14 protein-coding genes are annotated in these 14,114 nt (G+C 39.4%); 6 read left to right on the top strand and 8 right to left on the bottom strand.

Features of this window, described 5'->3' with window-relative positions:
* The first annotated feature begins 158 nt into the window (after nucleotides 1-158).
* From rpe to B9A58_RS05015, 3 genes are all read left to right on the top strand, one after another.
* The gene (gene rpe / locus B9A58_RS05005; protein ID WP_084371315.1) at nucleotides 159-818 is read left to right on the top strand and encodes a ribulose-phosphate 3-epimerase; all 660 of its coding nucleotides are present in this window, start codon (nucleotides 159-161) and stop codon (nucleotides 816-818) included.
* A 101-nt stretch (nucleotides 819-919) separates the two neighbouring features.
* On the top strand, nucleotides 920-2,599 hold the full coding sequence (locus B9A58_RS05010; RefSeq protein ID WP_084371316.1) for a glutamine--tRNA ligase/YqeY domain fusion protein: 1,680 nt from the start codon (nucleotides 920-922) through the stop codon (nucleotides 2,597-2,599).
* A 157-nt stretch (nucleotides 2,600-2,756) separates the two neighbouring features.
* Nucleotides 2,757-3,392, top strand: a complete 636-nt coding sequence (locus B9A58_RS05015; protein WP_139793747.1) for a hypothetical protein — start codon at nucleotides 2,757-2,759, stop codon at nucleotides 3,390-3,392.
* Here B9A58_RS05015 and B9A58_RS05020 read toward each other — a convergent pair.
* The 3 genes from B9A58_RS05020 to B9A58_RS05030 all read right to left on the bottom strand — a co-directional run bounded on the left by B9A58_RS05020 (nucleotide 3,358) and on the right by B9A58_RS05030 (nucleotide 4,941).
* The gene (locus B9A58_RS05020; protein ID WP_084371318.1) at nucleotides 3,358-3,765 is read right to left on the bottom strand and encodes a hypothetical protein; all 408 of its coding nucleotides are present in this window, start codon (nucleotides 3,763-3,765) and stop codon (nucleotides 3,358-3,360) included. The genes B9A58_RS05015 and B9A58_RS05020 overlap by 35 nt on opposite strands.
* Before the next feature lie 183 nt (nucleotides 3,766-3,948).
* Nucleotides 3,949-4,311 carry a response regulator gene (locus B9A58_RS05025; RefSeq protein WP_084371319.1) on the bottom strand — a complete coding sequence of 121 codons (363 nt, stop codon included), beginning with the start codon at nucleotides 4,309-4,311 and terminating at the stop codon, nucleotides 3,949-3,951.
* 18 nt (nucleotides 4,312-4,329) lie between these two features.
* Nucleotides 4,330-4,941 carry a chemotaxis protein CheC gene (locus B9A58_RS05030; protein ID WP_139793748.1) on the bottom strand — a complete coding sequence of 204 codons (612 nt, stop codon included), beginning with the start codon at nucleotides 4,939-4,941 and terminating at the stop codon, nucleotides 4,330-4,332.
* 297 nt (nucleotides 4,942-5,238) lie between these two features.
* Here B9A58_RS05030 and B9A58_RS05035 point away from each other — a divergent pair, with 297 nt between their 5' ends.
* Nucleotides 5,239-5,811 (top strand): DUF1572 family protein, encoded by a 573-nt coding sequence (locus B9A58_RS05035; RefSeq protein ID WP_084371321.1) that lies wholly within the window; start codon nucleotides 5,239-5,241, stop codon nucleotides 5,809-5,811.
* On the opposite strand, the gene B9A58_RS05040 is transcribed toward B9A58_RS05035, so the two are convergent.
* Nucleotides 5,808-7,394 carry an amidase gene (locus tag B9A58_RS05040; protein ID WP_084371322.1) on the bottom strand — a complete coding sequence of 529 codons (1,587 nt, stop codon included), beginning with the start codon at nucleotides 7,392-7,394 and terminating at the stop codon, nucleotides 5,808-5,810. The genes B9A58_RS05035 and B9A58_RS05040 overlap by 4 nt on opposite strands.
* Nucleotides 7,395-7,536: 142 nt before the next feature.
* Nucleotides 7,537-10,773: a TonB-dependent receptor gene (locus tag B9A58_RS05045; protein ID WP_084371323.1), complete on the bottom strand. Its 3,237-nt coding sequence runs from the start codon at nucleotides 10,771-10,773 to the stop codon at nucleotides 7,537-7,539.
* 249 nt (nucleotides 10,774-11,022) lie between these two features.
* Here B9A58_RS05045 and B9A58_RS05050 point away from each other — a divergent pair, with 249 nt between their 5' ends.
* On the top strand, nucleotides 11,023-11,574 hold the full coding sequence (locus B9A58_RS05050; protein ID WP_084371324.1) for a hypothetical protein: 552 nt from the start codon (nucleotides 11,023-11,025) through the stop codon (nucleotides 11,572-11,574).
* A gap of 5 nt (nucleotides 11,575-11,579) precedes the next feature.
* On the opposite strand, the gene B9A58_RS05055 is transcribed toward B9A58_RS05050, so the two are convergent.
* From B9A58_RS05055 to B9A58_RS05065, 3 genes are read right to left on the bottom strand one after another with little or no spacing between them, the layout of a single operon-like run.
* Nucleotides 11,580-11,858, bottom strand: coding sequence for an acylphosphatase (locus B9A58_RS05055; protein WP_139793749.1), 279 nt, complete (start codon nucleotides 11,856-11,858; stop codon nucleotides 11,580-11,582).
* Complete coding sequence (gene deoC, locus B9A58_RS05060) at nucleotides 11,851-12,513, bottom strand: deoxyribose-phosphate aldolase (RefSeq protein ID WP_317042055.1); 663 nt, start codon at nucleotides 12,511-12,513, stop codon at nucleotides 11,851-11,853. Before deoC ends, B9A58_RS05055 begins: the two co-directional genes overlap by 8 nt.
* Before the next feature lie 18 nt (nucleotides 12,514-12,531).
* Entirely contained in the window at nucleotides 12,532-12,882 is a 351-nt protein-coding gene (locus B9A58_RS05065; protein WP_084371326.1) for a hypothetical protein, read from the bottom strand.
* Nucleotides 12,883-12,988: 106 nt separating this feature from the next.
* Here B9A58_RS05065 and B9A58_RS05070 point away from each other — a divergent pair, with 106 nt between their 5' ends.
* Nucleotides 12,989-14,083: an amidohydrolase family protein gene (locus tag B9A58_RS05070; RefSeq protein ID WP_084371327.1), complete on the top strand. Its 1,095-nt coding sequence runs from the start codon at nucleotides 12,989-12,991 to the stop codon at nucleotides 14,081-14,083.
* Nucleotides 14,084-14,114 lie beyond the last annotated feature (31 nt).

Consider the following 14,114-nt stretch of genomic DNA (forward strand, 5'->3'; position numbering starts at 1 on the left):
ACTCAGACAGTTAAATCCCATTCAAAGTGGTTCAATCCTGTGCAAGTTGACTATTCGTCTTTTATCAGTCATATCTGTATGCTGGTCGCAAATAATTGTGTCAGTCAAAGTATCTCATTTTCGAGCATCTTATATTTGCGACAAAAAAATATAGCCTCATGCCCAATTCAGTAAAAATTGCCCCTTCCCTACTTTCAGCAGATTTTTCACGCCTTGGTGCCGATATTGAAATGGTAGAAAAAGGTGGAGCAGAAGTCATTCACTATGATGTAATGGATGGTCACTTTGTTCCGAATCTTACCATTGGCCCATTGGTTTTAAAGGACATCAGAAAATGTACCAAACTACCAATAGACGTGCATTTGATGATTGAGAACCCTGATCAATACATTCCTGATTTTGCGAAAGCTGGAGCAGATTGGATTAGCGTGCATGTAGAAACATGTCCTCACTTACACAGAACTATTCAGTTGATCAAAGAATTAGGCAAAAAAGCTGGCGTGGTTTTGAATCCTCATACCCCATTGAGTAGTATTGATGAAATCCTTCCTGAAGTAGACTTCGTGTTGATTATGTCTGTAAACCCAGGTTTTGGTGGACAAAAATTAATCCCCTCATGCATTGATAAAATTGCCAAACTGAAAGCAACTCTCAAGGAAAGAAACCTGGAACATATCTTTATTGAAATAGATGGGGGCGTAAAATTGGACAACCTAAAATCTGTAATTGATGCTGGAACTGAAGTAGTGGTATCAGGATCAGGCATTTTCAATACAGAAGACCCCATATCAACTATCCAGCAAATGAAGCAAGTTTAGTCACCCAAGTGGGAATTGGTATAAAAGGAGAAACTATTCTGACAAAAGGCAATTCCCAGCATTTAATAATTCACTAAAATTGCATTCAAAATTTTAAACGTATGAGTAGCGAGAAAGAAATAAAGGAACGTCCAGTGTTGAATTTCATTGAACAAATGATTGAACAGGATCTGGCTGAAGGCAAGCATGATGGTAAGGTGCTTACCCGCTTCCCTCCTCATCCCAATGGATACTTGCATATTGGCCACGCCAAATCCATTTGCCTGAATTTTGGACTCGCTCAGAAATATAATGGCAAATGCAACTTGAGGTTTGATGACACAAATCCTGAAAAAGAGGATATCGAATATATCAACTCAATCAAAGAAGACATCAAATGGCTGGGTTTTGACTGGGACAATGAGTTTTATGCTTCTGATTACTTTGATCAACTGTATGAATATGCCGTTCAATTGATCAAAGCCGGAAAAGCCTACATAGACGAAAATTCTGCAGAGCAAATTAGCAAAGAACGAGGCACTCCTACTTCTCCAGGAAAACTGAGTGAATATAGAGATCGATCTGCAGAAGAAAACCTGTCCCTTTTTGAGGCCATGAAAAATGGTGAAGTAGAAGAGGGCAAACGTGTACTTCGCGCCAAGATTGATATGGCCTCTCCTATCATGCAAATGAGAGACCCTGTAATCTATCGTGTAAAAAAAGCCGTTCATCACAGAACTGGTGATAAGTGGTGCATCTATCCTACCTATGATTTTGCACATGGCCAATCTGATGCTTTTGAAAAAATTACGCATTCTTTATGTACACTTGAGTTTGCTTCCCACAGACCACTTTATGATTGGTTTATTAGCGAATTAGACCTTTATCCGTCTAAGCAAACTGAGTTTGCCAGACTGAATTTGAGTTATACTGTAGTCAGTAAAAGAAAGCTCAAAGAACTGGTAGAAGACGGACATGTAGAAGGCTGGGATGACCCAAGGATGCCAACTTTGGCAGCTATCAGGAGAAGAGGCTATACAGCTGCTTCCATTCGAAATTTTGCTACTAAGATAGGCGTGGCCAAAAGGGATGGCGTCAGTGATGTAGCCCTACTGGAGCACAGTGTACGCGAAGATTTGAACAAAAAGGCCAGTCGTGTGCTAGGTGTACTCGACCCTATCAAATTGATCATTACCAATTACCCTGAAGGGCAAAGCGAAATGCTGCCTGCAGTGAATAACCCTGAAGATGAATCCGCTGGTAAAAGAGAAATACCTTTTGGCAGAGAACTGTACATTGAGCGAGATGACTTCATGGAAGAGCCACCCAAGAAGTTCTTCAGATTAGGGCCTGAAAAAGAAGTACGATTAAAGTATGCCTATATCGTGAAATGTACGGGCTTCAAGAAAAATGAGGCTGGAGCAATAGAAGAAGTTTATGCCGAATACGATCCTGAAACTAAAAGTGGTCACGACACCACTGGAAAGAAGGTGAAAGGCACTTTAGGTTGGGTTTCTTCCGAGCATGCTGTAGAAGCAGAGGTCAGGTTATACGATAGACTATTTGCCACAGAGAACTTAAATGATATTGATGATGATTTCAAAAATCACCTAAACCCTAACTCTCTGACCATCAAGGCAAATGCTAAAGTGGAGCCATCAGTTGGTAGCATGAAGCCAAATACGCAATTTCAGTTTGAGCGACTGGGGTATTTCATTATTGACAAAGAGTCAGCACCTGATAAACCCAGAATCAATAGAACTGTCTCTCTGAGAGACAACTGGGCCAAACAGAATAAATAAGAAGCTATAATGTAATTCTTCTATTGACTTGTTTTTAAGTAAATTATCCAAAGAACATTTCAACAGAAGAATTATGAAAGTATTTTGCTGTTTCTTTCTTGTTTCACTTTTCATTTTTCCCGCGTTTTCTCAGGAAGAAGAATCATCCCAGGATTGGATGAAAGTACTGAGTTATGGTGTTGGCAATCAAACAGATCAAAACGAGCTATCTATAGAAGAGGCAAACCAAAGAGGAGATCAGTGCATTCCTGCCCATTTCGCGAATGCCAATCTCATCTTGAGTAATAATGCCATCATTGAAAAAGTGAGCGTCAAATACGATTACAAAGAAAAAGTCCTCTTAGTCCAGAAAAACAACAAGGTGACTATAGGCGCACCAAACATTGTAAAAAGCGTTCAATTTCTAAATCCTGAACTGGATCAATTGATCAACGTAGGTCAACTTGGACGTTCCTATGGTCGACAGGGTTTTTATACTGTATTGGCTAATACTGGTGACAATTACTTAGTGAGTTATCAAAGCATAGAGGAAAAAAACCAATCAAAAAATGAAGTAATGCCCTCCACAGAAATATTTGGTGCCCCCAAAGATGAGCCTGTCATGATCCAAAGGGAAGATTTTCTGATTAGTGAAAACCAAAAGCTCTACGTGCTAGAAAACTTTAAATCCAAGGCGCTATCACAATTTGGTGATCGCGCAGACCTGCTCAAATCTTACGTGAAACAAGAAAAACTCAAGTTCAAAAATGTGGATGATCTTAAGAAATTTGCCCAATACCTCTGGACTCTGTAGCCAAACTACAGTTTGGTGTATGTAGCTGTGGACATACATACTTCGAAACTATCATGGGCAATTCTTCCCGACTTGTGACCTGATCAATTCCCCTAAGAATCAACATTTGGTCAATGAGATCATCGTCTGTATAGGTGACGGCTATGAGTTCAATTTTTGGGAATCTATGTTTGAACTGCTCTATTCGGTCAATAATCCCTGCTGTATACACAGATAAATCGATGATGACTATTTGCCCATCTACTAACGTCTTCACTTTTGTCAAATCCTTTACAATGCTGATTTGCAAATGCTTGTGAACACTTTTGAGCTCTCTCCCAATTTTTTCTACAATAAGGTCACTATTGCTCCCTATCAATATTTCTTTCTCCATACTCCTCGCTGCTACCTAATAAACTGCAATGAAAGGTGAAATACCAGTATCATTCAAGCGTAAAAAAACCGAAAATGAAAATTAAGAGAAATTCTTATGCACGCATACCTTTTCTTATAAAGACATAAAAAAAACCATCCTGCAAAGGCGGGATGGTTTTTAGAAAATCTTTCGTTTTATGAACTAACCTATCACTCGATTGACCACATCAATTAGATCATCTCCAGTAAATGGTTTTACAATATAATCTGCTGCACCTAGTTCAATGCCTTCATTGATTACAGATTGCTGACCTACAGCACTTACCATTACCACCTTAGCTGACAAGTTCTGACTTTTGAATACTTTCAAAATGTCAGTTCCAATCATATCTGGCAATATATTATCCAGCGTAATCAAATCAGGATTCAGCTCTAACGCTAGGTCTATGGCTGTCTCTCCATTTGGTGCTTCTCCTATAATTTCGTAACCTGCCTCAGTGAGCGTGTCCTTGATCAAGGTACGCATATATGCTGAATCATCAACGACTAATACTTTTTTGCCCATTATTCTGGTATTTTTTTATTATTTACTTAATGCTAAGTTCTTTATTTTCTGGATAAATTCCTCTTCTAATAACCAAATGAAGTCAGATTTGATATCAATATCATCTGTGTGAAACACTGAGCTAAACTGAATCAGTGGACTCAAAGTCACTGACTCTGCATGAATGTATTTATTAACTTCGTTTGCTTCCATGATGTGCAAAGATGGAACATTTCCATAAATTCCCACATCTAAACTATTGGCAAATTCTGTAATCACAGAAGCAGCCATAATATTGTCTATTTCCTTAAGTAACTCCAGCCTCATCACTTGCGCGTCATCATTGTCACTATTGATCACACTTTCTGGCAGACACTTGGTATAAATTTTCTCTACTTCGTCACTCGTGAAAATCAAGTGGCATATTCCTCTGAGTTCACCAGCCAATTCAGTTCTTAGAATATGAATCTTATCATCGGTTTTGCTAGAGTACTGTGGCTCATCATTCAAAACAGCAATATCAAAGTCTACATTGGTTACTTCTATGGCACTATTGAGAATCATCTTTAGTGATACAGCCGCTCGATCCAATCCTCTATTAATCATTTCGACAGCCACGGCCATTTCCTGCTCTGTAAATTTTTCAATCATGTCATTACCCATTTTTGGTTTACTTTGGTTTCGAGTTTGTATTGTTTAATGTCCGCATAGCTCATCGCTGTCGTATTCGTTGCACTACTAAAAATAGGTGGTCTATTGCACACATCAAAAAATACCAACCTAAATAATACTACCATCACATAAATCGAGGCCAAATTTACCCATTATCAAACCCCTTCACAATGAGTGTTTTCACCTAATTTTAAAGGAAATTCCTTTTAATGCTTTTTCCTATAAACCTTTTCAATTGACATGAGTTATCAGATACTAGTGTAAATATCACAAACCATGAAAGACAACTATCTACTCAGTATTAAAAAACAATTCTTGTATAATCGGGATTTGGGCTGGAAAACCATAGCCCAAGTTCCAAGTGAAAAACTAAACTGGACATACAATGATGAAAGCAATGGCATTACACAAATTGTGAAACACCTGTCTTCTAATATGCTTTCGAGGTGGACGGATTTTTTGACCTCAGATGGTGAAAAGGAATGGCGAAACAGGGACGAGGAATTTGAAGGGGAAGAATTGAACTTTGAACAAATCAAAGCCCTCTGGGACAAAGGTTGGGACTGCCTAATAAATAGCATAGATCAACTGAAAGCAGGTGACCTTGAGAAGATAGTATTTATCCGAAATCAGGGTCATACAGTAGTAGAAGCTATCAATCGGCAGTTGTCACATTACTCTTATCATGTAGGTCAGATTGTTTTTATTGGCAAAATGATTCGAAATAACCACTGGGAGTCTCTTTCTATCCCTAAAGGACAATCCTCTTCATACAACAAGGAAATGTTCTCCAAAGACAAAAAAAGAGCTCATTTCACCAAAGACTTTTTAGATAAGGACAGCAATTAAGGCAAGACCAAAGTAGGTAGCAATTTCGGCACAATACGTGCCTTTGTCTTTTGCTCAAAACTATATGCAATCGCAATCAATTCAGCTTCTTTATAGGCAGTAGAGAAAAAGGAGATGCCAATGGGTAAGCCTTGCACATTTCCGGCAGGAACTGTGATGTTCGGATATCCTGACATGGCAGGCATGGAAGAACTCGAAATTCTATAATTATCCCCATTGATTCGATCTATCTTCCAGGCAGGATCTCCTGTAGGAGCTACTATGGCATCCAGGTTATGCCTGTTCACTGCCAAATCAATTCCATCTGTCCTGGAGATTTTTTGACAGAGCGCATAAGCTTCTTGATAGGCCTCGTCGGTCAAATTTCCTTTTGAATATGCCAGTTCAAATATCTCTTGCTGAAAATAAGGCATTTCTTCTGAGCTATTTTCTTTGTTATATTGAATCAAATCTTCAATATTCTTATATGGAAAGTCAGATCTAAGACCAGACAGATAGGCATTTAAACCATCTTTGAATTCATAAAGGAGCAATTCATATTCTGCATTTCCTAAATAATGCATCTCACCTAACTCAATGGATTCAACTAGAATGGCACCTGCTTTTTTCATAGCCAGAAAGGACTGCTCCATGATAGCATCCACCCCTTCGTGCATCCCCATTGGGCCTCTAAAAATCCCGATCCGTTTTCCTTTCAGTCCATCCAAGTCCAAGAACTGAGTATAGTCCTGATAAACCACAGCTAAACTATCCTGAGTCATTTCGTCTTCGGCATCCATACCAACCAAGGCACCCAATAAAACAGCAGCATCAGCCACTGTTCGCCCCATGGGGCCAGCAGTATCTTGAGTTTTGGATATGGGAATGATCCCAGATCGACTCCAAAGTCCAACCGTTGGTTTTATGCCAACCACACCATTCAGTGAAGACGGGCAGACAATAGAACCATTGGTCTCTGTGCCAATGGTGATTGTACAAAGATTAGCTGAAACTGCTACTCCAGAGCCAGAACTGGAACCACAAGGGCTTCTATCCAAGACATAAGGGTTACGCGTTTGCCTACCTCTTCCACTCCAACCACTGGACGATCTTTCTGATCGGAAGTTGGCCCATTCACTCAAATTAGTCTTTCCTAAAAGGACTGCTCCTGCCTCTCTTAATTTGGCTACGATAAATGCATCCTTCTCCACATCACTACCCAGCAAAGACAGAGATCCTGCTGTAGTTTCCATCTGGTCACCAGTATTGATGTTGTCTTTGATCATAATCGGAATACCATGCAATGGTCCTCGCACTTTTCCAGCCGCTCGTTCCTGATCCAACGCTGCCGCAATAGACAAAGCATCTGGATTCAATTCAATGACGGCATGCAAGCCATTCTCTACCTGATCAATGGCTTTGATACGATCTATGTATAGTTGACAAATGGCCACTGAGGAATAATTTCCTTTTTCCATCATTTGTTGCAGCTCGACTACGGTTTTTTCCTCCAGTTCAAATGCCTGGGTGGTTTGAGTCTGTGGTCGGCAGCCAGCCCAGAAAATAAGGGTAGCAATAAGCAAGGTTTGTAGACGTAGTTTCATAGGGTTGACTGTTTGATGAGCTTTTAAGAAAAAAGCTATATTAGCTCGAAATCCTTAATTAATAAAATGAAACTTATACGAACGGGCACAAAAAAACCTTCCTGACTACTCAGGAAGGTTTCATTTTTTTGATTTTTAATTCTTAGTTTCCGAAGATGTATCGTACACCCAGTTGCATTTGCCATCTAGAGCTAATAAGGCCTGAATCATCTTTTGTCAATAGATCTTCTTTGTTTTCTATTCCTTCATTGAAACTGAATGTAGGAATAGTCTCACCACCTGGTGATGTAATATTAGTCTCATAATTTAAGAGCTGAATTGACGTCCCATCTCCATTAGGTACTTGCCATCTTTTACCCCAATCTTTATTCAAGAAGTTAGTAAAGTTGAAAATATCAAATGATACCTGAATGGTGTTTTTCTTACCATTAGCCATTTCTAAATAGAATTCTTGCATGAACTTTACATCAATGATGTTAGAAAATGGAGTTCTCGCTTCATTCTTTTCAGCATACCTACCTCTTCTGTTTTTTAGATAATCATCATTGCTAATGTAAGCGTCAAGATCAGCCCATTGTTCTGCTGCTGATCGATCAGATTCATCAAACACTATTTGTGACTGGTTAGCTGGAACAAAAATCAATGCACGCTCTCTAGAATTTTCTCCCGTAAATCTACCTGAATTATAGGTGTATGAGAATGGGCTTCCTGACTGTCCATTATAGAATACAGATATGGTTGAAGCCAAGAATCCAGCATATTCCTTTCTGTAAGAAACAGAGGCAAGTATTCTGCTACCTGCATCAAAATCAGATCTTCCATTCTGCGCATTGTTTCTACCATTGATCGCATAAACTCCTCTCCATTGAGAAGAATTCTGAGAAGATGTTCCTTCAAATATTGCTTTTGCCGTCCCGTAGTTATAAGCTACGTTAGCAGTTAAACCATTATCAAACGGCTTCTGAAGAGACAAGGTAATATTAGTGGTAGACCCTTCAGATGTATTGGAACCTAAGTAGACATCACTATACGAACCATCTATCGACCCATTGGTAAAAAGTGCGCGGTTATCAGCTCCACCAAAATTTTCTGTAGAAGGTGCCAAGTTCACGTTTTCATAAAATACATTATTGATGGTTTTTGTATAAATCACTTCAGCTGATCCGATCAGCCCCCACCATGGTAATTTTTGATCAATACCCACACTTGCTCTGAAGACTTGGGGAAACTTAAAGTCTGAAGCAAACAAATCCATTTGACCTTGTGGAATGGCATCATTTCCTCCAAAATCTCCTTCTGTCGGCTGAGTATCAGGATTTCCGTTGAAGGTCAATCCACTGAATTGGGCAGTACCACCAACTGTAGCACCATTATTGTTGAACATTGCTCCTGGCCACACAAATGGTATTCTACTTGTAAATACACCTAATCCCGCACGAAGCTGAGTAGACTGATCACCATTTACGTCGTAGTTTAATCCAATTCTTGGAGAAATCAACAACTGTGGATCTGGAGCTTGGCCAGCCTTAGCTCCTTTTAAATCATATCCAGCTGCTTCTATTAATGGCGCTGCAGTGGTATTAAAATAGCCGTCATCTATTGGGTCATCTAGGAACATCGGGATATCTAATCTGATCCCTCCAGTCACTCTCAATTGATTGTTGACCTGAATTTCATCTTGGGCATAAAACCCAAGCTGCATAGCTTTAAAGGCTGCCGCAGCTGCAGTACCATCACCTGTTACATTATCCACCAATGAGTAGCTTCTGAAATAGGCGGAAGGATTACCATCATAATAATCCTGAATAGTATTGAAGTCATAAGAACCAAAGTTTTGTCTCACAAAAACATTGTTCATATCATAGAACTCATTGTGAGTACCAAATGTAAATGTGTGCTTCCCTTTATAAAGGTTAAAATTATCTGTTATTGTCCAAATGGTTTGCTCCAAAAAGTTACCAGTTGAGAATTCTTCACTTCCAAATTCAATATCACCTTCAGTTATATCAACATAAGGGAATCTAGCACCTAAGGGATCTCTATTATCCTCTACAGTAGTTCTTCCAATGACCAATTTATTCGATTTATCTCCCCAGCTACTATTGAGTTCTAGGGCAGTTGAGTTGGTAGTGGAAGGAAAGAATACGCCTCCATTGGCAAATCTTACTCGACTCGAAGTAGAATTGCTAGGTGAAAAGTTTTCGCCTTTGTTGTAGCTGTGCCTTAATGTCAATTTATGAGCATCGCTGATGTTGTAATCAAGCTTGACGAGAATTTTTTCCGCTTCTAATTTTTGAACCACATCTTCGAAACTACCTGGATCATAGCCATATGTAGCTTTTGTGTAATCGACCAAATCTACGATGTCAGCTCGTGATACACTACCTGTGTATGTTCCAAAATTAAAAGGGCTAGGTGTTTCATCTTTTTGAATCTCTCCATTTACAAAAAAGAATAGCTTATCTTTTATTATTGGGCCACCTAGTCTTAATCCATAAGTCTTAGCAGAAAATTCGGGAAGTTTCTCTCTATCTTCTCCATCTACTTCCAGAAAACCAGGCGTCTTTCCAGCCAGTTTTTCGTTTCTGATCAAATAGTATACCGAGCCTTCAAAGGAATTGGTGCCACTCCTAGTGACGGCAGAAATGCTACCACCAGTGAATCCACTTTGTGTTACGTCATAAGGAGAAACAGCCACTTGTACTTGCTCCAATGCATCCATACTGATCATGGACAGGCCGCCAATTTGGCCGCCGTTTTGACCGTTTCCAGCTAGACCAAATGCGTCATTACTAATCGCTCCATCAATGAAGATAGAATTATATCTGTTGTTAGAGCCTGCGATTGAAAGTCCTCCTGTTGAAGTAAATGCGGCTTGAGGAGTTAGTCTTGTGAAATCATTTAGGGATCTTGATGCATTTGGCATCATATTCAACTGCTGCTCTGAAACAGTAGTTGAAGCACCATTTCTATTACCATCAAAGATCTCTCCCTCTCCAGCTGTCACTACTACTTCCAAAAGCTCTGTGGCTCCAGAAGAAAGCGCTGCGTCAAGTTTATGAGTTTGACCAAGGGTGAGATAAACCCCCTCCTTGATATAGTTTTCAAATCCTACAAACGATACGGTTATATTATAAGGACCACCAGCCTTCATGTTTGGAATTCTATAGAATCCGCTTGCATCTGTTACACTTCCATATTTAGAACCTGTCGATGCATGTATAGCTATTACTGTAGCTCCAGGTAATTCGGCTCCCTGATCGTCTATCACCCGTCCATTCATTCCGGATGTGGTGACACCTTGTGCCAATAGAAACTGACTCGTCAGCAAAAAGCCTATTGTCAGTAATACGCGAGAAAGTAAATTTTTCTGCTTCATAATGAGATTTAATTAGTTAATAATGGGTTTCTTAAGTTTAGAGATACTCTAATAAAAATAGTTTATTTAATTAAGCAATGCGCCTCAAACACCAAATAATTTAGGATATTCCTGAGACCTTCCTTCTTTTTACCCGCAAGTTTAGTAAATCCTTACGACGAGACTAAATCATATTTTATTATCATATCATTACCTTTCTATTATCCATATTCCTATCTACTTTTGTGAATAACTTGTTAATAAATCAAATTGAGTCAAGTCATCAATCAAACAGCATTTCTTCAAAGTTTTGAAAAGGACAAAAACGTTCTGCTCAAAACCGCACAAGATCAAATATTCTCCGATCTCGCTCATCGATTAGTAGAGATTACCATTGAAAAGTATAGCATCCATTTCAACCCCTTGGGACTGGTAGATGACACTTTTCAGCAAATCTTGGATTACCAATTTGGCAATATTGAAGAACTCGAAGGCATTTATGAAAACCTATGCGTGGCTTACAGGTACAAATATGGTGACAACCAATTAGAAATCATTTGGGATGGCAAGTCGCATGAAGAAAAATACAAGGAAGAATGGGGTCAAACTTTTGACAGATGGGCAAGGGACCTCACTGAGAACCCAAGTATTATTAAAGGCATTCTGCAACTCACTGTATTCAATGAGCAAAAGAAAAATCTCACCTTTGTAAGAAATGCATTGAAGGGTTTGATCAATGATTATTTTGAGATCAAGATCCTAAAAAGGAATGGTGTGAAGCGAGTAGTTTTGAAGGAAAAAATGCTAAAGAAAGCTTCTTAAATTCTTCAATAAGAAATCAGGAAAAGCTTCTCCTCTCTGAAGGGAATTTCGTGAATTTTCACATGAGCCACCTCTGCCATGGGTGGCCCTACTTTACACCATCTCATGAGGGTCTCCACTACTTGATATGGCCCAAATACCTCAATCAGGACTTCGCCTGTGGGTAAATTTTTTACCCAACCACTCAGACCCAACATTTGAGCTTCTTTCTGAGTAGATGCTCGAAAGAAAACGCCCTGAACCTTTCCAGAAACTAGTATCGATCTTCCAATGTGATCATCCATTTTTATACTCATTCATGATACTTACACCAGAAGAGGTGCCTATTCTTTCTACACCTGCCTCCAGAAATGTCTGAAGCTGTGCTAAGGTTCTGATGCCACCTGAAGCCTTAATTCCTACATTAGCGGAAATATTAGCCTTCATTATTTTCACATCGCGAATACTTGCTCCACGAGAAGAAAACCCTGTGGAGGTTTTAATGAAATCTACTCCAGCGTCAGAAACTATTTTTGAAACTTGTACCAATTCGTCCTCAGATAAAAGTGCTGTTTCCACAATCACCTTGAGCAATTTACCATGCTCATGAGCCAGCTTTGCTGCCTTGGCCATTTCTATTTTCGGCCAGCTCATACCGGATTTGAATGCAGAAATATTCATTACTAAATCCAACTCATCCGCGCCATCAGAGATGGCGAATTCCATTTCATGTATTTTGGACTCTGTACGCTGATATCCTAATGGGAATCCTATTACTGTCGCCAACTGAATAGTTGAACCTTTCAGCTCACGACTTGCTTTTTTTACCCAAAATGGGGGTACACAAACACCTAGAAACAGGTGATTTTTTGCTTCTCCAATCAATTGATCAATATCTCGATCAATTAAATCAGATCTAAGATTCGTATGTTCTATGTATGAATTGGGTTTAGCTATCACAAAAGAAAGATAGCCAAGCTAGTGGACGATTCCACACTCGTCGCAAAATTTCCGTTTCCCTTTAGGACGCTTTTTTGGCTTCTTTTTATGACCAAAGTAAGTAGGATCTGAGTACTGAGGCTTCTCCATTCCCTTAGCCATTTTCCGATACTTCTTTTTGTTGGCCTTCATCAGCTTTTCATAATCCTTGATCCCTTGATCATAGTTTTTATTGAAAGCCTTTTTTGACCTTTTCTTGCTGTTTGAAAATGTTTGTGAAGCACTTGGAGCCACAGGTTTAACCTCAGACTCACGAGACGACTGAGCTAGGGCATCATTAGAACTGAGTAATAGAAATATTCCGAAACAGAATAGAATTAGAAATCGCATAGACACTTTGTAAATTTACAAAATAACGAAATTTAACTCTAATATTGCGCAACTCTCCGCCCGATTTTTGGTTTACAAAGTCATTGAACTTTAAATATTGCTACTTATGCAGATAAACTACTATCTCCTCTTGCTTCTATTATTCACTTCTATCTCTATACAGGCTCAAACCATGGATTTTGAGACGTACGACCCACCATCTACTCTTGTGGTTCCCGAACATATAGTTACGAGTGCCAAATACCCCTTTATTGATGTTCACAATCATCAGTTCAGCATGAACACCCAAGACTTGAACCCTCTACTAAAAGATATGGATGACTTGAACATGGCTGTGATGGTTAATCTGAGTGGCAGAGGTCGAGGGAGTGATGAGCACTTCAATGGTGTCATAAATAATGTAAAAGAAAATGCACCTAGGCGATTCATCATCTTCACTAATATTTCGCTCGAAAATATAGACGATCCAAATTGGCCAGAGTATACAGCCTCGCAACTCGAAGCTGATGTAAAAGCTGGAGCCAATGGACTCAAAATATATAAAAGCCTTGGGCTGCGACATGCTGACCAAAGCGGCCAACGAATCCCTGTAGATGACCAAAGGCTCGATCCTGTTTGGGCCAAATGTGGGGAACTAGGTATACCCGTACTTATTCACTCTGCAGACCCAAAGCCTTTTTGGGACGAGCACGACGAAAACAACGAACGCTGGTTGGAACTAAAAGTCAGACCTAACAGAAAGCGAGGAGCAAATGATCCTGCCCCATGGGAACAAATCATTGCAGAACAACACCATATTTTCGAAAAGCATCCAAACACCAAATTCATCAATGCGCATCTGGGCTGGTATGCCAATGATTTAGCGACTCTTAGCAAGCTAATGGATAGGTATCCAAATATGTATTCAGAAATAGGGGCAGTGATTGCCGAACTAGGCCGACAGCCTCGTGCAGCTAAAGCCTTTCTCACTAAATATCAGGATAGAGTCATGTTCGGGAAGGACTCTTACAACAAGGAGCAGTATTATACCTATTTCCGAGTACTAGAAACAGATGACGAGTACTTTCCCTATTATAAAAAATACCATGCCTACTGGAAGATGTACGGATTAGGTTTAGATGATGAAGTACTCAAAAAATTATATTATAAAAATGCGCTAAATGTGATTCCTAACATAGATCGTTCTTTATTTCCAGAGTAATATTATCTTGCGAGCTATTAGCTAATCCAAT

It is taken from the genome of Reichenbachiella faecimaris (genome assembly GCF_900176375.1).
Lineage (GTDB): Bacteria > Bacteroidota > Bacteroidia > Cytophagales > Cyclobacteriaceae > Reichenbachiella > Reichenbachiella faecimaris.

Bases quoted from the DNA above. Each gene is read 5' to 3' on its own strand.
- rpe (WP_084371315.1), top strand. From the start codon at position 159: ATGCCCAATTCAGTAAAAATTGCCCCTTCCCTACTTTCAGCAGATTTT.
- B9A58_RS05010 (WP_084371316.1), top strand. From the start codon at position 920: ATGAGTAGCGAGAAAGAAATAAAGGAACGTCCAGTGTTGAATTTCATT.
- B9A58_RS05015 (WP_139793747.1), top strand. From the start codon at position 2,757: ATGAAAGTACTGAGTTATGGTGTTGGCAATCAAACAGATCAAAACGAG.
- B9A58_RS05020 (WP_084371318.1), bottom strand. From the start codon at position 3,765: ATGGAGAAAGAAATATTGATAGGGAGCAATAGTGACCTTATTGTAGAA.
- B9A58_RS05025 (WP_084371319.1), bottom strand. From the start codon at position 4,311: ATGGGCAAAAAAGTATTAGTCGTTGATGATTCAGCATATATGCGTACC.
- B9A58_RS05030 (WP_139793748.1), bottom strand. From the start codon at position 4,941: ATGATTGAAAAATTTACAGAGCAGGAAATGGCCGTGGCTGTCGAAATG.
- B9A58_RS05035 (WP_084371321.1), top strand. From the start codon at position 5,239: ATGAAAGACAACTATCTACTCAGTATTAAAAAACAATTCTTGTATAAT.
- B9A58_RS05040 (WP_084371322.1), bottom strand. From the start codon at position 7,394: ATGAAACTACGTCTACAAACCTTGCTTATTGCTACCCTTATTTTCTGG.
- B9A58_RS05045 (WP_084371323.1), bottom strand. From the start codon at position 10,773: ATGAAGCAGAAAAATTTACTTTCTCGCGTATTACTGACAATAGGCTTT.
- B9A58_RS05055 (WP_139793749.1), bottom strand. From the start codon at position 11,858: ATGGATGATCACATTGGAAGATCGATACTAGTTTCTGGAAAGGTTCAG.
- B9A58_RS05065 (WP_084371326.1), bottom strand. From the start codon at position 12,882: ATGCGATTTCTAATTCTATTCTGTTTCGGAATATTTCTATTACTCAGT.
- B9A58_RS05070 (WP_084371327.1), top strand. From the start codon at position 12,989: ATGCAGATAAACTACTATCTCCTCTTGCTTCTATTATTCACTTCTATC.